At 73.2% G+C, this 21312-nt stretch carries 21 protein-coding genes; all 21 read left to right on the top strand.

Annotated features, from left to right (window positions below; genetic code table 11):
- Positions 1-23 precede the first annotated feature (23 nt).
- The 21 genes from pyrR to ACZ6H8_RS11975 all read left to right on the top strand — a co-directional run bounded on the left by pyrR (position 24) and on the right by ACZ6H8_RS11975 (position 21294).
- On the top strand, positions 24-572 hold the full coding sequence (gene pyrR / locus ACZ6H8_RS12075) for a bifunctional pyr operon transcriptional regulator/uracil phosphoribosyltransferase PyrR (RefSeq protein WP_464147089.1): 549 nt from the start codon (positions 24-26) through the stop codon (positions 570-572).
- A complete protein-coding gene (locus tag ACZ6H8_RS12070; RefSeq protein WP_464147088.1) occupies positions 569-1507 on the top strand; it encodes an aspartate carbamoyltransferase catalytic subunit in 939 nt (312 codons plus the stop codon). Before pyrR ends, ACZ6H8_RS12070 begins: the two co-directional genes overlap by 4 nt.
- Positions 1504-2787 (top strand): dihydroorotase, encoded by a 1284-nt coding sequence (locus tag ACZ6H8_RS12065; RefSeq protein ID WP_464147087.1) that lies wholly within the window; start codon positions 1504-1506, stop codon positions 2785-2787. The genes ACZ6H8_RS12070 and ACZ6H8_RS12065 overlap by 4 nt, the downstream gene beginning before the upstream one ends.
- Entirely contained in the window at positions 2784-3281 is a 498-nt protein-coding gene (locus ACZ6H8_RS12060) for a PH-like domain-containing protein (RefSeq protein ID WP_464147086.1), read from the top strand. The genes ACZ6H8_RS12065 and ACZ6H8_RS12060 overlap by 4 nt, the downstream gene beginning before the upstream one ends.
- Positions 3278-4402, top strand: a complete 1125-nt coding sequence (gene carA, locus ACZ6H8_RS12055; RefSeq protein ID WP_464147085.1) for a glutamine-hydrolyzing carbamoyl-phosphate synthase small subunit — start codon at positions 3278-3280, stop codon at positions 4400-4402. The genes ACZ6H8_RS12060 and carA overlap by 4 nt, the downstream gene beginning before the upstream one ends.
- Complete coding sequence (gene carB / locus ACZ6H8_RS12050; protein WP_464147084.1) at positions 4402-7677, top strand: carbamoyl-phosphate synthase large subunit; 3276 nt, start codon at positions 4402-4404, stop codon at positions 7675-7677. The genes carA and carB overlap by 1 nt, the downstream gene beginning before the upstream one ends.
- Positions 7674-8486, top strand: coding sequence for an orotidine-5'-phosphate decarboxylase (gene pyrF / locus ACZ6H8_RS12045; protein WP_464147083.1), 813 nt, complete (start codon positions 7674-7676; stop codon positions 8484-8486). The genes carB and pyrF overlap by 4 nt, the downstream gene beginning before the upstream one ends.
- Positions 8483-9340: a guanylate kinase gene (gene gmk / locus ACZ6H8_RS12040; RefSeq protein WP_464147082.1), complete on the top strand. Its 858-nt coding sequence runs from the start codon at positions 8483-8485 to the stop codon at positions 9338-9340. The genes pyrF and gmk overlap by 4 nt, the downstream gene beginning before the upstream one ends.
- A gap of 77 nt (positions 9341-9417) precedes the next feature.
- A complete protein-coding gene (gene rpoZ, locus ACZ6H8_RS12035; protein ID WP_464147081.1) occupies positions 9418-9675 on the top strand; it encodes a DNA-directed RNA polymerase subunit omega in 258 nt (85 codons plus the stop codon).
- Entirely contained in the window at positions 9675-10871 is a 1197-nt protein-coding gene (gene coaBC, locus ACZ6H8_RS12030) for a bifunctional phosphopantothenoylcysteine decarboxylase/phosphopantothenate--cysteine ligase CoaBC (protein WP_464147079.1), read from the top strand. Before rpoZ ends, coaBC begins: the two co-directional genes overlap by 1 nt.
- Positions 10868-12058: a methionine adenosyltransferase gene (gene metK / locus ACZ6H8_RS12025; RefSeq protein WP_464147077.1), complete on the top strand. Its 1191-nt coding sequence runs from the start codon at positions 10868-10870 to the stop codon at positions 12056-12058. The genes coaBC and metK overlap by 4 nt, the downstream gene beginning before the upstream one ends.
- On the top strand, positions 12055-13950 hold the full coding sequence (locus tag ACZ6H8_RS12020; protein ID WP_464147076.1) for a primosomal protein N' family DNA-binding protein: 1896 nt from the start codon (positions 12055-12057) through the stop codon (positions 13948-13950). Before metK ends, ACZ6H8_RS12020 begins: the two co-directional genes overlap by 4 nt.
- Positions 13950-14861 (top strand): methionyl-tRNA formyltransferase, encoded by a 912-nt coding sequence (locus ACZ6H8_RS12015; protein ID WP_464147075.1) that lies wholly within the window; start codon positions 13950-13952, stop codon positions 14859-14861. The genes ACZ6H8_RS12020 and ACZ6H8_RS12015 overlap by 1 nt, the downstream gene beginning before the upstream one ends.
- On the top strand, positions 14854-16278 hold the full coding sequence (locus ACZ6H8_RS12010; protein ID WP_464147073.1) for an RsmB/NOP family class I SAM-dependent RNA methyltransferase: 1425 nt from the start codon (positions 14854-14856) through the stop codon (positions 16276-16278). The genes ACZ6H8_RS12015 and ACZ6H8_RS12010 overlap by 8 nt, the downstream gene beginning before the upstream one ends.
- Before the next feature lie 10 nt (positions 16279-16288).
- The gene (gene rpe / locus ACZ6H8_RS12005; protein ID WP_464147072.1) at positions 16289-16954 is read left to right on the top strand and encodes a ribulose-phosphate 3-epimerase; all 666 of its coding nucleotides are present in this window, start codon (positions 16289-16291) and stop codon (positions 16952-16954) included.
- Complete coding sequence (locus ACZ6H8_RS12000) at positions 16951-17211, top strand: phosphoribosyl-ATP diphosphatase (protein WP_464147071.1); 261 nt, start codon at positions 16951-16953, stop codon at positions 17209-17211. The genes rpe and ACZ6H8_RS12000 overlap by 4 nt, the downstream gene beginning before the upstream one ends.
- Positions 17212-17272: 61 nt before the next feature.
- Positions 17273-18112, top strand: coding sequence for an ATP phosphoribosyltransferase (gene hisG, locus ACZ6H8_RS11995; RefSeq protein ID WP_464147070.1), 840 nt, complete (start codon positions 17273-17275; stop codon positions 18110-18112).
- Positions 18109-18870 carry an imidazole glycerol phosphate synthase subunit HisF gene (gene hisF, locus ACZ6H8_RS11990; RefSeq protein WP_464147293.1) on the top strand — a complete coding sequence of 254 codons (762 nt, stop codon included), beginning with the start codon at positions 18109-18111 and terminating at the stop codon, positions 18868-18870. Before hisG ends, hisF begins: the two co-directional genes overlap by 4 nt.
- A complete protein-coding gene (hisI, locus tag ACZ6H8_RS11985) occupies positions 18867-19190 on the top strand; it encodes a phosphoribosyl-AMP cyclohydrolase (protein ID WP_464147069.1) in 324 nt (107 codons plus the stop codon). Before hisF ends, hisI begins: the two co-directional genes overlap by 4 nt.
- The gene (locus tag ACZ6H8_RS11980; protein WP_464147068.1) at positions 19187-20707 is read left to right on the top strand and encodes an anthranilate synthase component I; all 1521 of its coding nucleotides are present in this window, start codon (positions 19187-19189) and stop codon (positions 20705-20707) included. Before hisI ends, ACZ6H8_RS11980 begins: the two co-directional genes overlap by 4 nt.
- Complete coding sequence (locus ACZ6H8_RS11975) at positions 20704-21294, top strand: Trp biosynthesis-associated membrane protein (RefSeq protein WP_464147066.1); 591 nt, start codon at positions 20704-20706, stop codon at positions 21292-21294. The genes ACZ6H8_RS11980 and ACZ6H8_RS11975 overlap by 4 nt, the downstream gene beginning before the upstream one ends.
- Positions 21295-21312 lie beyond the last annotated feature (18 nt).

The following is a 21312-nucleotide window of genomic DNA, read 5'->3' as shown; positions in this document are numbered from 1 at the left end:
TGAGAGGCAGGAAGGGGGTCTGCATGCCTGCGCGCACCGTGCTGCAGGAGGCCGACATCGCCCGCGCGCTCACGCGCATCGCCCACGAGATCCTCGAGGCGAATCGGGGCGACGCCTCGCTCGTGCTGCTGGGGATCCCCACGCGCGGCGCGCTCCTCGCCGAGCGCATCGCCACGAGGCTCGGCGAGATCACCGGCACCGACTTCGCCGCTCGCACCGGCACGCTCGACGTGACGATGCACCGCGACGATCTCGCGCGCACCGGCACCCGGCCCACGCATCCCACGCGCATCCCCGCGTCCGGCATCGATGGCCAGACCGTCGTGCTCGTCGACGACGTGCTGTACTCGGGCCGCACCATCAGGGCAGCGCTCGACGCTCTCACGGACCTCGGTCGTCCCGCGGCCGTGCGCCTGGCGGTCCTCGTCGACCGCGGACACCGGCAGCTGCCCATCCGCGCGGACTTCGTCGGCAAGAACCTGCCGAGCGCCGCGAGCGAGCACGTGTCGATCCTCATGCGGGAGGTCGACGGCCAGGACGCCGTGACCATCCAGGAGGGGAGCGAGCGATGAGGAACCTGCTGACTGCCGCGCTCGCGCGCGACGAGGCGATCGAGCTGCTCGACATCGCCGAGGACATGGACCAGATCCACGACCGCGACCAGAAGAAGCTGCCAGCGCTGCGCGGTCGCACGGTCGTGAACCTGTTCTTCGAGGACTCCACGCGCACGCGCTCGTCCTTCGAGATCGCAGGCAAGTGGCTCTCCGCCGACGTCATCAACGTCTCCGGCAAGGGCTCGAGCGTGTCGAAGGGCGAGGACCTGCGCGACACGGTCACGACGATCGCCGCGATGGGCGTCGACGGCATCGTCATGCGCCACGGCTCGTCGGGTGCGCCGCACCTCGTCGCCTCGTGGATCCCGCAGATCGTCGTCAACGCCGGCGACGGCACGCACGAGCACCCCACCCAGGCGCTGCTCGACGCGTTCGCGCTGCGCCGCCGCATCCACGGCGACGCCTCGCGCGGCAAGGGCCTCGACGGCGTGCGCGTCGCGATCGCAGGCGACGTGCTGCACAGCCGCGTCGCACGCTCGAACGCGCTGCTGCTGCCTGCGCTCGGCGCCGAGGTGACGATCGTCGGCCCGCCGTCGATGCTGCCGCCGGGCATCGAGACGTGGGATGCGCAGCACACGACCGACCTCGATGCCGTCGTCGACAGCCGCCCCGACGCGCTCATGATGCTGCGAGTGCAGCTCGAGCGGCAGACCGGCGCGTTCGTGCCGAGCGCCGCCGAGTACATCGGCGGATGGTCGCTGAGCCCCGAGCGCTTCGCACGGCTCGGCGGCGAGACGCTCGTCATGCACCCCGGGCCCATGAACCGCGGCCTCGAGATCTCGTCGGTCGCCGCCGACGCCGCCGCCTCCCTCGTGCTCGAGCAGGTGCGTGCGGGCGTGTCGGTGCGCATGGCCGTGCTCTACCGACTCCTGGCAGGAAGGACCGACTCGTGACCCTCATCGTGCGCGGTGCGCGCATCCTCGGCGGCGACGCCGCCGACCTCACGATCGAGGACGGCGTCATCACCGACGTCGGCTCCGCGTCCGCCTCCGCAGGCGCCACGGTGCTCGACGCCGACGGCCTCGTCGCCCTTCCCGGCCTCGTCGACCTGCACACGCACCTGCGCGAGCCTGGCTTCGAGCAGTCCGAGACGGTCGCGACGGGCGTGCGCGCCGCGGCAGCAGGCGGCTTCGCCGCCGTGTTCGCGATGGCGAACACGCGCCCGGTCGCCGACACCGTCGCGGTCGTCGAGCAGGTCGCCGAGCTCGGCAGACGCGCGGGGCTCGCGCACGTGCAGCCCATCGGCGCCGTCACGGTCGGCCTCGCGGGCGAGCGGCTCGCCGACCTGGGGCTCATGGCCCGCTCGGCCGCCAAGGTGCGCGTGTTCTCCGACGACGGCCACTGCGTGCACGACGCGCAGCTCATGCGTCGCGCGCTCGAGTACGTCGCCCCCTTCGACGGCGTCATCGCGCAGCACGCGCAGGAGCCGACCCTCACGGTCGGCGCGCAGATGCACGAGTCGCCGCTCGCAGGCGAGCTCGGCCTCGCAGGCTGGCCCTCCGTCGCCGAGTCGGCGATCGTCGCCCGCGACGTGCTGCTCGCCGAGGCGGCGGGCGCGCGCCTGCACGTGTGCCACGTCTCCACCGCCGAGACCGTCGACGTGCTGCGCTGGGCGAAGGCTCGCGGCATCCGCGTGACCGCAGAGGTCACGCCCCATCACCTCGTGCTCACGCAGGAGGAGGTGCGCGGCTACGACGCGCGCTTCAAGGTGAACCCGCCGCTGCGCGCCGCCTCCGACGTCGAGGCGCTGCGCGCAGCGCTCGCCGACGGCACGATCGACGTCGTCGCCACCGACCACGCACCCCACCCCGTCGAGGCGAAGCAGGCCGCATGGGCGGATGCGGCGATGGGCATGGTCGGCCTCGAGACGGCGCTCGCCGTCGTCCAGGAGTCCATGGTCGAGACGGGCCTGCTCGACTGGGCAGGCGTGGCACGCGTGCTCTCCACGACGCCCGCGCGCATCGGACGCCTCGACGGCTTCGGCGCCGCGATCGAGGTCGGCGCCCAGGCACACCTCGCGCTCGTCGACCCCGCCGGCCGCACCCCCATCGGGACCGCCCACCTGCACGGCCGCTCGACGAACTCCCCGTTCCTCGGCCGGTCGCTGCCCGGCCGCGTCGTCCACACGGTCTACCGGGGCCGCGCGACGGTGCAGGATGGAGTGGTCGCATGAGCTACGAGTCCTTCATCCTGCTGAGCATCGCGCTCGTCGCGGTGCTGCTGACCGCAGGCATCCTCGGATGGCGTTCGCGCAGGCGTCGCCATCGCGACCTGCAGGCGCCGCAGGCGCCGGACGGCTTCCAGGCCGTGCTCGACGCTCCCATCCTGTACGTCGCCACGACCACGGCCGGCGACCCGTACGACCGCGTCGCGGTGCACGGGCTCGGCTTCCGCGCCCGCGGCCGCGTCGCCGTCGGCCCCGCAGGCATCGTGCTCGACCTGCCGGGCACCGCCGTGCTCGTGCCGACGGCCGACCTCGACGGCGTCGAGCGCGCCACGTGGACGATCGACCGCGTCGTCGAGCCCGGCGGCCTCCTCCGCATCGCATGGCGACTGGGGGAGCGACCCCTCGAGACCTACGTCCGCGTGACCGGTGACGACGCCCCCGTGCTCGCCGCCATCCAAGACATCCAGCCGCATCCGACCGCTTCAGGAGCTGCAGCATGACCATCGCCCACCTCGTGCTGGAGGACGGCACCATCTACCGCGGCCGCGCCTACGGCGCCACCGGCCGCACGCTCGGCGAGGCCGTCTTCGCCACCGGCATGACCGGATACCAGGAGACGATCACCGACCCGTCGTACGCCGGACAGATCGTCGTGCAGACGGCGCCGCACATCGGCAACACCGGCGTCAACGACGAGGACCCCGAGTCGCGGCGCATCTGGGTCGCGGGCTACGCCGTGCGTCAGGCGAGCCGCATCGCGTCGAGCTGGCGCGCGACCGAGAGCCTCGAGACGCGCCTCGAGCGCGACGGCGTCGTCGGCATCTCCGGGCTCGACACGCGCGCCCTCACGCGTCGACTCCGGGATGCCGGCAGCATGCGCGCAGGCATCTTCTCCGGCGACGCCGTCGGCACCGAGGCAGAGATGCTCGAGCAGGTGCTGCAGAGCCCGCGGATGGAGGGTCGGCGGCTCGCCGACGTCGTCTCCACGCCCGAGGCCTACACGCTGCAGGCGACGGCCGAGCGCATCGGCCACGTCGCGGTGCTCGACCTCGGCGTGAAGACGTCGACGCTGCGATACCTGCAGGGGAAGGGCTTCGACCTCACGGTGCTGCCCCACTCGGTCACGGCCGAGGAGGTCCTGGCCCTCGACGTCGACGCCGCCTTCTACTCCAACGGGCCGGGCGACCCCGCGGCCTCCGACCAGTACGTCGAGCTGCTGCAGGCCCTGCTGCGCGCCGGCCTGCCGTTCTTCGGCATCTGCTTCGGCAACCAGCTGCTCGGTCGCGCCCTCGGCTTCGGCACGTACAAGCTGCCGTTCGGCCACCGCGGCATCAACCAGCCCGTGCTCGACGTCGCCACCGGCACCGTCGAGATCACGAGCCAGAACCACGGCTTCGCCGTCGACGCGCCCATCGGCGAGATCGTCGAGAGCCCCGCGGGCTTCGGTCGCGTCGAGGTGAGCCACTTCTCGCTCAACGACCACGTCGTCGAGGGGCTGCGCGCGCTCGACCTGCCTGCCTTCAGCGTGCAGTACCACCCGGAGGCCGCTGCCGGCCCCCACGACTCCATGTACCTCTTCGACCGGTTCGCGGCCCTCGTGCGCGAGCAGAAGGACGCCTGATGCCCAAGCGCGACGACATCACCTCCGTCCTCGTCATCGGCTCCGGGCCGATCGTCATCGGCCAGGCGGCCGAGTTCGACTACTCCGGCACCCAGGCGTGCCGCGTGCTGCGGGAGGACGGCATCCGCGTCATCCTCGTCAACTCGAACCCCGCGACGATCATGACCGACCCGGACTTCGCCGACGCGACGTACATCGAGCCCATCACGCCCGAGGTGCTCGAGACGATCATCGCGAAGGAGCGGCCGGATGCGATCCTGCCGACGCTCGGCGGCCAGACCGCCCTCAACGCGGCGATCGCGCTGCACGAGCGGGGCATCCTCGAGCGGCACGGCGTCGAGCTCATCGGCGCTCGCGTCGACGCGATCCACCGTGCGGAGGACCGCCAGCTCTTCAAGCAGCTCGTGCTCGACGCCGGCGCCGACGTCGCCTCGAGCGCCATCGCGAAGACCGTCGACGAGGCGCTCGCCTTCGCGGAGGAGTTCGGCTACCCCGTGGTCGTGCGCCCGTCGTTCACGATGGGCGGCCTCGGCTCGGGCTTCGCGCACGACGAGCCCGAGCTGCGGCGCTTCGTCGCCGACGGCCTCCACTCGTCGACGATCGGCGAGGTGCTGCTCGAGGAGTCGATCCTCGGGTGGAAGGAGTACGAGCTCGAGCTCATGCGCGACACGGCCGACAACACCGTCGTCATCTGCTCGATCGAGAACGTCGACCCCGTCGGCGTCCACACGGGCGACTCCATCACCGTCGCACCCGCGCTCACCCTCACCGACCGCGAGTACCAGGACATGCGCGACATCGGCATCCGCATCATCCGCGACGTCGGCGTCGACACGGGCGGCTGCAACGTGCAGTTCGCCGTCGACCCCGCGACGGGCCGCATCATCGTCATCGAGATGAACCCGCGCGTGTCGCGCTCCAGCGCCCTCGCATCGAAGGCCACGGGCTTCCCGATCGCGAAGATCGCCGCGAAGCTCGCGATCGGGTACCGCCTCGACGAGATCCCCAACGACATCACGGGCGTCACGCCCGCGTCGTTCGAGCCGACGCTCGACTACGTCGTCGTGAAGGTGCCGCGGTTCACGTTCGAGAAGTTCCCGGCTGCCGACCCCACGCTCACGACGACCATGAAGTCCGTCGGCGAGGCGATGGCGATGGGCCGCACCTACGCGCAGGCGCTGCAGAAGGCGCTGCGCTCGATGGAGCGCAGGGGCTCGTCGTTCCACTGGTCGGGCGAGGTCGGCGACAAGGCCGCGCTGCTCGAGGCATCGCGCACGCCCACCGACGGGCGCATCGTGACGCTGCAGCAGGCGATCCGTGCCGGCGCGACCGTCGAGGAGGCGTTCGAGGCCACGAAGATCGACCCCTGGTTCATCGACCAGATCGTCCTCATCGAGGAGGTCGCGCAGCAGATCCGCGCGGCCGCAGCGCTCGACGAGGACATCGTCGGCCTGGCGAAGGAGCACGGCTTCTCCGACGCGCAGATCGCCGAGCTGCGCGGAGTCGGCGAGGACGAGGTGCGCGCTGCGCGCTGGGACATGGGCCTGCGGCCCGTGTTCAAGACCGTCGACACGTGCGCAGGGGAGTTCCCCGCCCTCACCCCGTACCACTACTCGTCGTACGACCAGGAGACCGAGGTCGTGCCGTCCGACCGCCGCAAGGTCGTCATCCTCGGCTCTGGCCCCAACCGCATCGGCCAGGGCATCGAGTTCGACTACTCGTGCGTCCACGCATCGTTCGCGCTGCGCGACGCCGGGTTCGAGACCATCATGGTCAACTGCAACCCCGAGACCGTCTCGACCGACTACGACACGAGCGACCGGCTGTACTTCGAGCCCCTCACGCTCGAGGACGTGCTCGAGGTCATCCACGCCGAGTCGCAGTCGGGCGAGCTCGTCGGCGTCATCGTGCAGCTCGGCGGCCAGACCCCCCTCGGCCTCGCGCGCGGCCTCGAGCGCCACGGCATCCCGATCCTCGGCACGCAGCCCGATGCGATCGACCGCGCCGAGGAGCGCGGCCTGTTCCAGGACATCCTCGACGCCGCGGGCCTCGTCGCGCCGCGCAACGGCACCGCGACGACCGAGGAGGCAGCCCTCGAGGTCGCCGAGCGCATCGGCTACCCCGTGCTCGTGCGCCCCTCGTACGTGCTCGGCGGCCGCGGCATGGAGATCGTCTACGACCGCGAGACGCTGCACGGCTACTTCGAGCGCATGGCGGACACCGCCATCATCGGGCCGGGCAAGCCGCTGCTCGTCGACCACTTCCTCGACGACGCCGTGGAGATCGACGTCGACGCCATCTACGACGGCACCGACCTCTACGTCGGGGGCATCCTCGAGCACATCGAGGAGGCGGGCATCCACTCGGGCGACTCGTCGTGCACGCTGCCGCCGGTGGGCCTCGGCCGCTCGCAGATCGACGAGGTGCGCGACGCGACGCTCGCGATCGCACGTGGCCTCGACGTGCGCGGCCCGCTCAACGTGCAGTTCGCGATCTCGGCAGGACGCCTGCACGTCATCGAGGCGAACCCGCGCGCGAGCCGCACCGTGCCGTTCGTGGCCAAGGCGCTCGGCTCGCCCATCGCGAAGGCCAACGCCCTCGTGATGGCAGGCTGGACGATCCGGCAGCTGCTCGACGACGGCTTCCTGCCCGCGCAGGACGGCTCGCGCCTGCCGCTGGACGCGCCGGTCGCGGTGAAGGAGGCCGTGCTGCCCTTCCGCCGCTTCCGCACCCGCGAGGGCGCGCTCGTCGACAGCCTGCTCGGACCCGAGATGCGCTCGACCGGCGAGGTCATGGGCATCGACCGTGACTTCCCCCGCGCCTTCGCGAAGAGCCAGGTCGCAGCCTACGGTGGGCTGCCGACCTCGGGCACGGTGTTCGTGTCGCTGTCGGACCGCGACAAGCGTCAGGCCGTGCTGCCCATCCATCGCCTGCGCCAGCTGGGCTTCCGGGTGCTCGCGACCGAGGGCACGGCCGAGATCCTCGTGCGCAACGGCATCGAGGTCGAGACGATCGCGAAGCACTCGGAGGTCGGCGTCGACGACTCGATCATCGGCGCGATCCACCGCGGCGAGATCGACATCGTCATCAACACCCCCACGGGCCCCGCTGCACGACTCGACGGCTACGAGATCCGCGCGGCGACCGTCGGCGCCGACAAGGCGCTGTTCACGACCGTGTCGCAGCTGGGTGCCGCCGTCGCGGCGATCGAGGCCGCGCGCGTGCCGTTCGAGGTCACGAGCCTGCAGGAGTACCACGCGCGGAGGACCGCGTGAGCGGCTTCGGCGAGCGCCTGAGCGCCGCCGTCGCCGGGCGTGGTGCGCTGTGCGTCGGGATCGACCCGCACGCGCACCTGCTCGAGCAGTGGGGCCTGCCGGACACCGCCGCGGGCGCCGAGGCGTTCGCGCTGGAGGTCGTGGCCGCCGCTGCGGGTCGCGCAGCGGTCGTCAAGCCGCAGGTCGCGTTCTTCGAACGGCACGCGGCAGCCGGCTACCTCGCGCTCGAGCGCGTGCTCGCCGCGGCGCGCGACGCCGGCCTCATCGTGATCGCGGATGTGAAGCGCGGCGACATGGGCACCTCGGTCGCCGCATACGGGGAGGCGTGGCTGACGCCTGGCTCGCCCCTCGAGGTCGACGCGATGACCGTGAGCGCATTCCAGGGCCTCGGCTCGCTCGACGCGCTGCTCGAACGGGCCGAGGCACATGGCAAGGGCGCGTTCGTGCTGTGCGCGACGTCGAACCCCGAGGCGCGGGCGACGCAGCTGCGCGTCGACGCCGCCGGCCGGACGCTCGCCGCCGGCATCGAGGCCGACGTGGCCGCGTGGAACGCAGCCCACGGCCGAGCCGTCGGCTCGATCGGCCTCGTCGTGGGCGCCACCGTCGCCCGCGAGGACTTCGGGCTCGCGCTCGACGGCTCCGCGCCCATCCTCGCCCCCGGCTTCGGCCACCAGGGTGCCGCGCTCGGCGACCTGCGCACCCTGTACCCGGAGGGCGCGCTCGTCGTCGCCTCCGCCTCGCGCAGCATCACCGCGTCGCCGACGGGCGTCGCCGACGCGATCGATGCTGCCGTGCGGGAGCTGCGATGACGCTCGACCCCGCGCTGGGCGCCGAGGCGGCGCTGCGCGCGCGCCGCGCACGCGCCGAGGTGAAGCGCGCCGTGCACGCCCGCGAGCGCACCGCCCTGCAGGTCGCCGAGCACGCGTGGGAGCATCCCGATTCGATCGAGGCGCGCCTGCGCGTCACCGAGCTGCTCGACGCGATCCCCGGCATCGGGCAGCACCGTGCCCAGCGGACGCTCGAACGCCTCGAGATCTCGCCGCGCAAGCGCGTCGGCGGTCTCGGCGCGCGCCAGCGCGAGCGCCTGCGCGAGTGGCTCGACGTCGACCCCGCGCCCGCGCGGCTCATCGTGCTCGCCGGCCCCACCGCCGTCGGCAAGGGCACCGTCGCGCAGCACGTGCGCGAGCACTACCCGTGGATCCGCCACTCCGTGTCGTGGACGACGCGCGCGGCACGCCCGGGCGAGATCGACGGCGTGCACTACACGTTCGTCTCCGACGCCGAGTTCGACGAGGGACTCGCCGACGACGCGTTCCTCGAGTGGGCGACGGTGCACAACTCGCATCGGTACGGCACGCCGCGCGGACAGGTGCAGCAGGTGCTCGACACCGGCGACTCCGTGCTGCTCGAGATCGACCTGCAGGGCGCCCGCCAGATCCGCGAGCGCATGCCTGAGGCCCTGCTGGTCTTCCTCGCACCGCCGTCGTGGGAGGAGCTCGTGCGCAGGCTCGTCGGGCGGGGCACGGAGGACGAGGAGGAGCGCTCGCGCCGCCTCGCCACCGCACGGGTCGAGCTCGCCAGCCAGGACGAGTTCGACGCGATCGTCGTGAACCGCGACGTGGCCGAGGCCGCAGCCGAGGTCGTCGGGCTCATCGGACGCTAGACTGTTCCACTGCGCCGTCTCGCACGAGGCCGCCTCCGCATCGAGGCTCGCGCGCTCACGCTTCCCAAGGAGGACCCATGGCCGACAAGGGCATCATCAACCCGCCGATCGACGAGCTGCTCTCGAAGGTCGACTCGAAGTACCAGCTCGTGATCTTCGCGTCGAAGCGCGCACGCCAGATCAACGACTACTACACCGACCTCCACGAGGGCAGCATGTTCGACAACGTCGGGCCGCTCGTCGACTCGACGCTCGAGGACAAGCCGCTGTCGGTGGCGCTCCACGAGATCCACGAGGACAAGCTCCTCCTCAAGCCGGCGCAGCCCTCCGCGTAGTGCGCGTCGTCGTCGGCGTCGCCGGCGGGATCGCGGCCTACAAGGCCGCGCACGCCATCCGACGTCTCGTTCGGGATGGGCACGACGTGCACGTCGTGCCCACGGCCGCAGCCGTGCGGTTCGTCGGCATCCCCACCTTCGAGGCGCTCAGCCGCAACCCCGTGACGACCGACCTGTTCGACGACGTCGCCGAGGTGCGGCACGTCGCCCTCGGGCAGGCAGCCGACCTCATCGTCGTGCTGCCGGCGACGGCGTCGACGCTCGCGCGCATCGCGCACGGCATCGCCGACGACCTGCTGGGCACGACGATCCTCGCCTCCGAGGCGCCGCTCGTCGTCGCGCCCGCGATGCACACCGAGATGTGGCGCAACGCGGCGACGCAGGCGAACGTCGCGACGCTGCGCGAGCGCGGCGTCACGATCGTCGGGCCGGCGGACGGCCTGCTCACCGGCCACGACTCCGGTCCTGGCCGCATGGTCGAGCCCGACGACGTCGTCGAGGCGGCCTACGCGGCCGTCGCGCCGACGCGCGACCTCGAGGGCATGCGCATCGCGGTGAGCGCGGGCGGCACCCGCGAGCCCATCGACCCCGTGCGATTCCTCGGCAACCGCTCCTCGGGTGCGCATGGCGTCGCACTCGCAGCCCGTGCGGCTGCGCGCGGCGCCGACGTGACGCTCGTGGGCGCGAACCTGCAGGTGCCGGTGCCGTCGGGCGTGCGCCTGATCGAGGTGTCGACCACCACCGAGCTGCGCGAGGCCATGCTGCTCGCGAGCCGCGACGCGCACGCGACGATCATGGCCGCCGCCGTCGCCGACTATCGCGTCGCCGAGGTCAGCGACGCGAAGCTCAAGAAGGACGCGTGGGGCCCGACGCCCACGCTGCGCCTCGCCGAGAACCCCGACATCCTCGCCGAGCTCTCGGCGCATGCCCCGCGCGGCGTCGTCGTGGGCTTCGCCGCCGAGACCGAGCCGGATGCCGACGCTCGCCGCGCGATCGCGCAGGCGAAGCTCGCCCGCAAGGGCTGCGACCTCCTCGTGCTGAACCAGGTCGGCGTGGACCTGGGATTCGGCGACGTCGAGACGGCCGTCGAGATCCTCGACGCCTCCGGCGTCGTCGCGACCGCCTCCGGCGCCAAGGCGTCGGTGGCCGATGCCATCCTCGACTCCGTCCGAACCACACTGCAGGAGCACGCATGACCTCCCGGCTGTTCACCTCCGAGTCCGTCACCGAGGGCCACCCAGACAAGATCTGCGACCAGATCTCCGACAGGATCCTCGACGCGATGCTCGCGCAGGACGCGCACTCGCGCGTCGCCGTCGAGACGCTCGTCACCACGGGGCTCGTGCACGTCGCCGGCGAGGTGCGCACCGAGGGCTACGTCGAGATCCCGAAGCTCGTGCGCGACACGATCGTCGCGATCGGCTACGACTCGTCGCAGGTGTCGTTCGACGGCAACTCGTGCGGCGTCACCGTCTCGATCGGCGAGCAGTCGCTCGAGATCGCCACGGGCGTCGACACGGGCCTCGAGGCGCGCGGCGGCGAGACCGACGCGCTGTCGCAGCTCGGCGCGGGCGACCAGGGCATCATGTTCGGCTACGCGACCGACGAGACGCCGTCGCTCATGCCCGCGACGGCCTGGGCGGCGCACCGCCTCGCGGAGCGCCTCACGGCCGTGCGCCGCGACGGCACGATCCCGTACCTGCGCCCCGACGGCAAGACGCAGGTGACGATCGAGTACGTGGACCACGAGCCCGTGCGCGTCGACGCCGTCGTCGTCTCGACGCAGCACGCCGAGGACGTCGACCAGGAGGTGCTGCGCGCCGACGTCATGCAGCACGTCATCGCGCCCGTGCTCGCGCAGCTCGGCCTGCCCCACGACGACATGACGACGTTCGTCAACCCGTCGGGCTCGTTCATCGTCGGTGGGCCGAAGGGCGACGCGGGCCTCACCGGCCGCAAGATCATCGTCGACACCTACGGCGGCGCTGCCAGGCACGGCGGCGGCGCGTTCAGCGGCAAGGACCCCTCGAAGGTCGACCGCTCGGCCGCCTACGCGCTGCGCTGGGTCGCGAAGCACGTCGTCGCCGCAGGGCTCGCACGCCGCGTCGAGGTGCAGGTCGCGTACGCGATCGGCCGCGCGACGCCCGTCGGGCTCTACGTCGACTCGTTCGGCACCGGCACGGTCGACGACGGCACGCTCACCGACGCGATCCTCAGCGTGTTCGACCTGCGTCCGGAGGCGATCATCCGAGACCTCGACCTGCGCAGGCCCATCTACGCGCAGACGGCGGCGTACGGCCACTTCGGCCGCGAGCTGCCCGACTTCACGTGGGAGCACACCCCCCGCGTCGACGCGCTGCGCAAGGCTGCCGGCGTGGCATGAGCGTCGTCCGCGTCGTCGTCGAGTCGCGGCTGCCGCAGCTCGACCGACGCTTCGACTTCGTCGCCGACGACGCGCCGGTCGGCGTGCGCGTGCGCGTGCCCTTCGGCGGACGCATGCTGCCCGGGTACGTCGTGGAGGTCGTCGAGCAGAGCGAGTTCGCCGGTGAGCTGCATCGCGTCGAGCGCGTGCTGTCGCAGGTGCCGGTGCTGCAGCCGGAGGTGTGGGAGCTCGTGCGCGCCGTCGCCGACCGCGCGGGCGGCACGGCGGCCGACGTGCTGCGCGTCGCGATCCCCAGCAGGCAGGCGCGCCCCGAGACGGCGTGGCTGAAGGCGGAGCGTGCGCAGCCGACGCCGCCGGAGGCAGCGGCGAGCATCCTGCCGAGCCTCGTCGAGCGCCGCGGGCGCATCGCGCTGCGACCCGAGCCCGGCGTCGAGCAGGTGGCAGGCGGGGGTGACGGCGGCGATGCGTGGGTCGGCAGGTGGGCGGTGGAGCTCGCGGGGCTCGCGCGCGACGCGCTCGCTCGCGGGGAGCAGGCGATCCTCGTCGTGCCCGATCACCGAGACCAGCGGCAGCTCGTGGCGGCGCTGCGCGCGGTCGTGGGCGACCGCGTCGTCGAGCTCGATCGTCGGCAGTCGACCCCGGACCGCTATCGCGGGTTCCTGCGCACCCTCGACGGCGGACCCATCGCGATCGTCGGACCCCGCAGCGCCGTCTACGCACCTGCAGCGAACCTCGGGCTCCTCGCGGTGTGGGAGGACGGCGACCCGCTGCACGACGAGCCCCTCTCGCCGTATGCGACGACGCGCGACGTCGCGCTCGTCCGCCAGCAGCAGTCGGGGTGCGCCCTCGTGCTCGCGGGACACGCGCGCTCGACCGAGGCGCAGCGGCTCGTCGAGCTCGGCTACCTCGAGGCCGTCTCGCGCGGGCGGCCGCCGCGGACGCTGCCCGCCGCCCTCGCCGCCGGGCAGACGGCCCGCATCCCCGCGATGGCGTTCCAGGTCGCGAAGGAGGCGATCGCGCACGGGCCCGTGCTCGTGCAGGTCGCCCAGCCCGGGCATGCGCCGGCGCTCGCGTGCGCACGATGCGGCGAGCGAGCGCGCTGCAGGCGCTGCCGCGGGCCGCTGCGGCGCGCGCGAGCGGACGCCTCGCCGTCGTGCGCGTGGTGCGGCGCGGTGCACGCGGCATGGGCGTGCACGTCGTGCGGCGGCCGAGGGCTCGCGGAGCTCGGTCGCGGCTCGGTGCGCACGGCCGACGAGCTCGGTCGCGCCTTCCCCGGCGTGCCCGTCGTCGTCGCCGACGGGCAGCACGAGCGCCTCGACGTCGACGACGCACCGAGGCTCGTGGTCGCGACCCGCGGCGCCGAGCCCATCGCGGCCGGCGGCTACCGCGCCGTGCTGCTGCTCGACGGCGAGCGGCTGCTCGCACGCGAGAGCCTGCGCGTCGCGGAGGACGCCGTGCGGGCCTGGTCGAGCGCGCGTGCGCTGGCGCGCGACGATGCAACGATCGTCGTCACGGGGGCGGTGGGGCGCGTCGCGACCGCGATGACCGCGCGCGACCCCGGCGGCTTCGCCGCTGCGGAGCTCGCCGACCGTCGCGCGCTGCGGTTCCCGCCCGCCGTCCGTGTCGCATCGGTCGTCGGAGGCCCCGACGAGGTCGAGCGGGTCGTGCGCGCCGTGCAGGGGATCGGCGCGACCGACGCGCTCGGACCCGTCGACGTCGGCGACGGCGCGGTACGGTCGATCGTCCGCTTCGACTACGGAGCGGGCGTCGACGTCGCGCTGGCATTGCGTGCCGAGGTCGTGCGCGCTGCGACGCAGTCGCGCTCGCGCGTGGCCAAGGGCGCGCCCGTGCGCGTGCACGTCGACGACCATGAGCCGTTCGAGGGGATCTGATGCGCATCGTCTTCGCCGGGAGCCCGGAGGCCGCCGTGCCGAGCCTCGAGGCCCTCGCCGCCCGCCACGAGGTCGCGCTCGTCGTCACGCGCGCCGCCTCGCCGCAGGGCCGCAGGCGCGTCGTGACGCCCACGCCCGTGGCCGCGGCGGCCGAGCGGCTCGGGCTGCCCGTGCTCGAGGCCAACCGCCTCGACGAGGCCGCGACGCAGCGCATCGTCGAGGTCGGAGCGGCGCTCGGCGTCGTCGTCGCGTACGGCGGGCTCGTGCGCGAGCCGCTGCTGTCCGCACCCGAGCACGGGTGGATCAACCTGCACTTCTCGGTGCTGCCTGCGTACCGTGGCGCGGCCCCCGTGCAGCGCGCGCTCGTCGACGGCGCGCACGAGACGGGCGTGAGCGTGTTCCGCCTCGTGCCCGAGCTCGACGCGGGGCCGCTCGTGGCGGTCGTGCCCTCGCCGGTCCCGCCGCTGGCGACGGCAGGCGACCTGCTGGCGCAGCTCGCCGCCTCCGGCTCCGGCGTGCTCGTCGACGCCGTCGACGCGATCGCCGACGGCTCGGCGACGTTCGTCGACCAGGTCGGCACGGCATCGTTCGCGCCGAAGCTCGCCCTCGCCGACGGCAGGCTGCGTCTCGACGAGAGCGCACCTCGCGTGCTCGACCGCTTCCGCGGCGTCACGCCGGAGCCCGGTGCGCACGTGCTGCTCGCCGGCGAGCGCGTCAAGGTGCTCGGACTCGCCCGCAGCGCCGCCGATCCGCTGCCATCGGGCACCGCGCGGCTCGTCGGCAGGGATGCCGTGCTGGGCACGGGCACCGCGGCGCTCGCGCTCGGCGACGTGCAGCCCGCGGGCAGGAAGCCCATGGCGGCAGCGGACTGGCTGCGCGGTCGCGGAGGAGAGGTCGTGCTCGATGCCTGATCGTCGCCAGCAGTCGCCTCGCGGTCGCAGCGGCCAGCGCCGGCCCGCTGGCGAGCGAGCGAGCGCACGCCGCGTCGCGCAGGAGGTCGTGCGCGACGTCGACGTCGACGACGCGTACGCGAACCTGCTGCTGCCGACCCGCATCCGCGATGCCGGGCTCGATGCGCAGGACGCCGCGTTCGCGACGGAGCTCGCCTACGGCACGTTGCGGTGGCAGGGCCAGCTCGACGCCGTCATCGTCGCCGCGGCAGGCAGGCCGATCGACGAGATCGACCCGACGACGCTGTCGGTGCTGCGCATCGCCGTGCACCAGCTCTCGCACATGCGCGTGCCCGCTCACGCAGCCGTGCACGCGTCGATCGAGCTGCTCGGCGACCATCGGGGTCGCCGCGGCTTCGCGAACGCCGTGCTGCGACGCATCGCCGCGACGCCCGTCGACGAGCAGGTCGAGCGACTGGCCGCCGACCTCTCCACCGACGACGCCATCGGCCTGCGCACCGCGCATCCGACGTGGATCGTGCGTGCGCTGCGGCGATCGCTCGACGCCGAGGGCGCGGCAGGGCAGCTCGAGGCGCTGCTCGCAGCCGACAACGACGCGCCGCGCGTGCAGCTCGTCGCCCTGCCCGGCCTCGCGGGCCCCGACGAGCTCGGCGACGAGCGCACCGCGTCGCCCGTGGGCAGGCTCGCGCCCGCCGGCGACCCGTGGCGCGTGCCCGCCGTCCGCGAGGGCCGCGCGCGCGTGCAGGACGCAGGCAGCCAGCTCGCAGCGCTCGCGCTCACGCGAGCGCTGCCCGTGACGGCAGGGGAGCGGTGGCTCGACCTGTGCGCGGGCCCCGGTGGCAAGGCGGCCCTGCTCGCGGCCGAGGCGCGGGCGGGCGGGGCGCACCTCGAGGCCAACGAGCTCGTGCCCACGCGCGCGGGTCTCGTGCGGCAGGCGCTCGCCGCCGTCGACCCGTCCGTGCACGTCGCCGTCGGCGACGGCCGCCGCTACGGCGACCGCGAGGGCGTCTACGACCGCATCCTGCTCGACGCACCCTGCACGGGGCTCGGCGCGTTGCGACGGCGGCCCGAGGCGCGGTGGCGCAAGCAGCCGGGCGACGTGCCGGAGCTCGCGCGCCTGCAGGCCGAGCTGCTGCGCGCGGCGATGCTGGCGGTGCGGCCGGGAGGCCTCGTGGCGTACGTGACGTGCTCGCCGCACCTGGCCGAGACCCGCGCGATCGTGCAGGGTGCGCTGGCCGAGGGCGCGGAGCCCGTCGACACGCGCGCCGTGCTCGCTCGCATCGCTCCCGACGCCGAGCTCGGCGGCACGGGCGACGCCGTGCAGCTGTGGCCGCACCGTGCGGGCACCGACGCGATGTTCGTGCAGCTGCTGCGCAGGCCGGAGGCGCCGGACTCGGCCGCCGCCGCCGCTCGATAGCCTCGTCGTCGTGCGCATCCATCCGAGCATCCTGTCCGCCGACTTCGTCAACCTCGAGCGCGACCTCACGGCGATCGCGACGGCCGACGGCGTGCACGTCGACGTCATGGACGGCCACTTCGTGCCGAACCTCACGATCGGCCTGCCCGTCGTGGAGCGCATCGGACAGGTCTCGCCCGTGCCGCTGGACGTGCACCTCATGGTCGAGGACGCCGACCGGTGGGCGCCGCAGTACGTGCTGCCCGGCGTCACGAGCGTCACGTTCCACGCCGAGGCGAGCCGCGATCCCTTCGCCCTCGCCGCGGTGCTGCGTGACGCGGGGGTCGCCGCGTCGGTCGCGCTGAAGCCCGGCACCGACGTCACGCCGTTCGCCGACCGCATCGACGCCTTCGACATGGTGCTCGTCATGACGGTCGAGCCCGGCTTCGGCGGCCAGTCGTTCATGCCGGAGGTGCTGCCGAGGCTCGGCGTCCTGCGCCGAGCCGCCGACGACGCAGGCGTGCAGGTGCGGCTGCAGGTCGACGGCGGCATCTCGACGGCGACGATCGCCGAGGCCGCGGCCGCCGGTGCCGACACGTTCGTGGCAGGCAGCGCCGTCTACGGGCACGGCGACCCCGCCGGGCGCATCCAGGCGCTGCGCGACGTGCTCGCCGAGACGACTACCCTGGAGCCGTGAAGGACTTCGACTCCCTGTTCGCCGAGCTCGAGCAGACGGTGGCAGAGCGACGCGAGGGCAACACGCTCGCACGCGTCGAGGGCGGCGTGCACTCCATCGGCAAGAAGATCGTCGAGGAGGCCGCCGAGGTGTGGATGGCCGCCGAGCACGAGGGCGACGAGCAGACCGCGCTCGAGATCTCGCAGCTGCTGTACCACCTGCAGGTGCTGATGCTCGCGAAGGGCATCAGCCTGCAGGACGTCTACCGACATCTCTGAGCCTGCCGCTCACCCGTCGTCCGCAGACACCAGGGTCGCCTCGACCCGCAGAGAGAGCCTCATGCTGAAGATCGCCGTGCCCAACAAGGGCGCGCTGTCCGAGACCGCCGCCGACATGCTCGCGGAGGCCGGCTACCACGGCCGCCGCGACGGCAAGGAGCTCATCGTCGCCGATCCGGCGAACGACGTCGAGTTCTTCTACCTGCGACCGCGAGACATCGCGACCTACGTCGGCTCCGGCGTCATCGACGCGGGCGTCACGGGTCGCGACCTGCTGCTGGACTCGGGCTCGCCCGCCGTCGAGGTGCAGGGTCTCGGCTTCGGCCGCTCCACGTTCCGCTTCGCGGGCCCCGTCGGCGCCTTCTCGTCGCAGGAGCAGCTCTCGGGCATGCGCATCGCGACGAGCTACACCGGGCTCCTGCAGTCGTGGCTCGCGGCACGCGGCATCGACGCGACGCTCGTGCACCTCGACGGCGCCGTCGAGTCGGCCGTGCGGCTCGGGGTCGCCGACGCGATCGCCGACGTCGTCGAGACGGGCGCGACGCTGCGGAAGCAGGGGCTCGAGACGTTCGGCGACCCCATCCTGTCGTCGGAGGCCGTGCTCATCTCCTCCGGTCGCGCGAGCGACGGCCTCCACACGTTGCGCCGCAGGCTCGAGGGCGTGCTGGTGGCTCGCCGCTACGTCATGGTCGACTACGACGTGCGCCGCGACGACCTCGACGCCGCCGTGCGGGTGTGCCCAGGCAAGGAGTCGGCGACGATCTCGCCGCTGCGCGACGACGACTGGGTCGCCGTGCGGGTCATGACCGAGTCGCACGACGTCAACCGCATCATGGACTCCCTCGAGGCCGTCGGCGCGAAGGCGATCATCGTCACGCGCATCCACGCAGCGAGGGTCTGATGCTCACGACGCGCGTCATCCCATGCCTCGACGTGGCGGGCGGCCGCGTCGTGAAGGGCGTGAACTTCCAGGACCTCGCCGACCAGGGCGACCCCGTCGAGCTCGCCGCACGCTACGCGCAGCAGGGAGCGGACGAGCTGACGTTCCTCGACGTCACGGCGACCGTCGAGGGGGCGGACACGATCCTCGAGGTCGTCGAGCGCTGCGCGGAGCAGATCTTCATCCCGTTGACGGTCGGGGGAGGCGTGCGCACGGTCGCGGACGTCTCGCGCCTGCTGGCGCACGGTGCCGACAAGGTGGGCGTGAACTCCGCGGCGATCGCGAGGCCGGAGGTCGTCGACGAGATCTCGGACGCGTTCGGCGCCCAGGTGCTCGTCGTCTCGCTCGACGTGCTGCGCTCGGCCGACACCGACAGCGGCTTCGAGGTCACGACGCACGGCGGCAGGCGTCGCACGGGCATCGACGCGATCGCGTGGGCTGCCGAGGTCGACCGACGCGGCGCTGGGGAGCTGCTCGTGAACTCCATCGACGCCGACGGCACGAAGACCGGCTTCGACCTCGGCCTCATCGAGGCCGTCCGCGCTGCGACGAGCGTGCCGGTCGTCGCGAGCGGGGGCGCAGGCGGTCCCGAGCACTTCGCGCCCGCCGTGGCGGCGGGTGCCGACGCCGTGCTCGCAGCGAGCATCTTCCACTCGCAGCAGTGCACGATCGACGACGTGAAGGCCGCCATGCTGGCGGCGGGGGTGACGGTGCGATGATCCCGCAGCTGACGACCGACGCGGACGGCCTCGTGCCCGCCGTCATCCAGGACGACGCGACCGGCGACGTGCTCATGGTCGGCTACATGGACGACGAGGCGCTGCGCCGCACCGCGACCGAGGGTCGCGTGACGTTCTGGTCGCGCTCGCGACAGGAGTACTGGCGCAAGGGCGACACGTCCGGCAACGTGCAGGTGCCGGTGTCGATCGCGATCGACTGCGACGCCGACACGCTGCTCGTGCGCGTCGAGCAGACGGGCCCGGCGTGCCACACCGGCAACCGCTCGTGCTTCTTCACGCCCATCGAGGTGACCTCGTGACGACGACGACGCGCGAGCAGTTCGACGCCCTGCTGCCGACGCACCGCGTCGTGCCGGTCGTGCGCGAGATCCTCGCCGACACCGAGACGCCCGTCGGCGTCTACCGCAAGCTCGCCGTCGACCGCCCGGGCTCGTTCCTGCTCGAGTCCGCCGAGCAGGGCGTGTGGAACCGCTTCTCGTTCGTGGGCGTGTCGTCCTTCGGCCAGCTCACGGCCGACGAGGGCGACGTCTCGTGGCGCAGCCACGGCCTCAGCCTCGAGCGGCTGCTGGGCGACGACGTGGAGCGCACGCCGCTCGAGACGGTCGCGCACGTGCTCGAGCGGTGGAGGACGCCTCGCGTGCCAGGGCTGCCGCGCCTCACCGGAGGGCTCGTCGGCCACATCGGCTGGGAGACGGTGCGCGAGCTGGAGCACCTGCCGAATCCTCCTCAGCGGCAGGTCGACGTGCCCGCGATCGGGCTGTCGTTCGTCGCCGAGCTCGTCGTGCTCGACCACCGCACCGGCACGGCGCTGCTCATCGCGACGGCGCTCGCCGACGGCGTGGAGGAGCCCGACCGCCTGTGGGCCGGCGCGCAGCGACAGCTCGACGACATGCAGGCGCGCCTCGCCGAGGACGCGCCGACGTGGCTCGCCGAGCCGCTCGACGTCTCGATCGAGCCCGATCCGACGGCATCGGTGTCTGCCGAGGGCTTCGGCGCGATGGTCGAGCGCGCGAAGGAGCACATCGTCGACGGCGACGTGTTCCAGGTCGTGCTCTCCAGCCGCTTCGACGTGCCGCTGGACGCGCATCCGCTCGACGTCTACCGCGTGCTGCGGCTGCTCAATCCATCGCCCTACCTGTACCTGCTGACCCTCGAGGACGCCGCGGGCAAGCCGTACCAGGTCGTCGGATCGAGCCCGGAGGCGCTCGTGACGGTGCACGAGGGTGGCGCGACGATGCATCCCATCGCAGGCTCGAGGCCGCGCGGCGCCGACACGGCCGCCGACAACGCGCTCGCCGACGAGCTGCTCGCAGACCCGAAGGAGCGCTCGGAGCACGTCATGCTCGTCGACCTGGCCCGCAACGACCTCGCGAAGGTGTGCCAGGCGGGCACGGTCGCCGTGACCGAGTTCATGGTCGTGGAGCGCTTCAGCCACATCATGCACATCGTGTCGACCGTCGAGGGACGGATGCGCGCCGACGCCTCCGCCGTCGACGCGTTCCGCGCGACCTTCCCGGCAGGCACGCTCTCGGGTGCGCCGAAGCCTCGGGCGCTGGAGATCATCGATGCGCTCGAGCCCGCGCAGCGCGGCGTGTACGGCGGCGTCGTGGGCTACTTCGACTTCGCCGGCGACGCGGACCTGGCGATCGCGATCCGCACCGTCACGATCGTCGACGGCATGGCGCACGTGCAGGCGGGGGCCGGGCTCGTCGCCGACAGCGTGCCCGAGACGGAGCACGCGGAGGTGCGCAGCAAGGCGGCGGCGCCGCTGCGTGCCACGGCGCGGGCCGATGCGATGCGCAGGATCGTGCGATGAGGGCGAGGGGCAGGCTGCTGGCGGTGCTCGCGCATCTCGCCGCCGGTGCCGCGATCCTCGCAGGCTCCGTCGTGACGTGGGCCACGGTCTCGCCGGAGGGGACGCCGACCGTCGAGCTCGACGGCACGACCGTCGCACCCGCGCTCGCGCCCGTCGCGCTCACGATCGGCGCGCTCGGCCTCGCCCTCACGCTCGCACGGCCGCTCGTCGCTCGCGTGCTCGCCGTCGTGGGCGTCGCGATCGTCGGCGTCGGCGCCGCGCATCTCGTGCAGCGGGTGGCGGGGCTCGACGCCACGATCGCCGACGCTGCGAGCGCCGCGACGGGCGTCACGACCCTCGACGCCGCGTCGGCGACGACCGCGGCGCCGACGCTCGCGGTCGTCGGGCTCGTGCTCGCGCTCGCCGCAGCGGTGTGGACGTTCGCGACCGCGGGCGCATGGCAGCGCAGGCAGGCCGCGCAGCGGTTCGAGCGGGCGGAGTCGGGCCTGGCATGGGATGCGCTCGACGACGGCGTCGACCCGACGACGCGGACCGCCGACGCCGACGCCGACGAGGCAGCGTCCGGTCCCGCCGCGACCGACCGGTAGACTGACGACACCCATGGA

Source organism: Agrococcus sp. AC640b (assembly GCF_979255995.1).
Note: the sequence above shows the minus strand (reverse complement) of the source record. Positions and strands in the feature narration are given on the sequence as shown.

Bases quoted from the DNA above. Each gene is read 5' to 3' on its own strand.
- pyrR (WP_464147089.1), top strand. From the start codon at position 24: ATGCCTGCGCGCACCGTGCTGCAGGAGGCCGACATCGCCCGCGCGCTC.
- ACZ6H8_RS12070 (WP_464147088.1), top strand. From the start codon at position 569: ATGAGGAACCTGCTGACTGCCGCGCTCGCGCGCGACGAGGCGATCGAG.
- ACZ6H8_RS12060 (WP_464147086.1), top strand. From the start codon at position 2,784: ATGAGCTACGAGTCCTTCATCCTGCTGAGCATCGCGCTCGTCGCGGTG.
- carA (WP_464147085.1), top strand. From the start codon at position 3,278: ATGACCATCGCCCACCTCGTGCTGGAGGACGGCACCATCTACCGCGGC.
- carB (WP_464147084.1), top strand. From the start codon at position 4,402: ATGCCCAAGCGCGACGACATCACCTCCGTCCTCGTCATCGGCTCCGGG.
- gmk (WP_464147082.1), top strand. From the start codon at position 8,483: ATGACGCTCGACCCCGCGCTGGGCGCCGAGGCGGCGCTGCGCGCGCGC.
- rpoZ (WP_464147081.1), top strand. From the start codon at position 9,418: ATGGCCGACAAGGGCATCATCAACCCGCCGATCGACGAGCTGCTCTCG.
- metK (WP_464147077.1), top strand. From the start codon at position 10,868: ATGACCTCCCGGCTGTTCACCTCCGAGTCCGTCACCGAGGGCCACCCA.
- ACZ6H8_RS12020 (WP_464147076.1), top strand. From the start codon at position 12,055: ATGAGCGTCGTCCGCGTCGTCGTCGAGTCGCGGCTGCCGCAGCTCGAC.
- ACZ6H8_RS12015 (WP_464147075.1), top strand. From the start codon at position 13,950: ATGCGCATCGTCTTCGCCGGGAGCCCGGAGGCCGCCGTGCCGAGCCTC.
- ACZ6H8_RS12010 (WP_464147073.1), top strand. From the start codon at position 14,854: ATGCCTGATCGTCGCCAGCAGTCGCCTCGCGGTCGCAGCGGCCAGCGC.
- hisG (WP_464147070.1), top strand. From the start codon at position 17,273: ATGCTGAAGATCGCCGTGCCCAACAAGGGCGCGCTGTCCGAGACCGCC.
- hisI (WP_464147069.1), top strand. From the start codon at position 18,867: ATGATCCCGCAGCTGACGACCGACGCGGACGGCCTCGTGCCCGCCGTC.
- ACZ6H8_RS11975 (WP_464147066.1), top strand. From the start codon at position 20,704: ATGAGGGCGAGGGGCAGGCTGCTGGCGGTGCTCGCGCATCTCGCCGCC.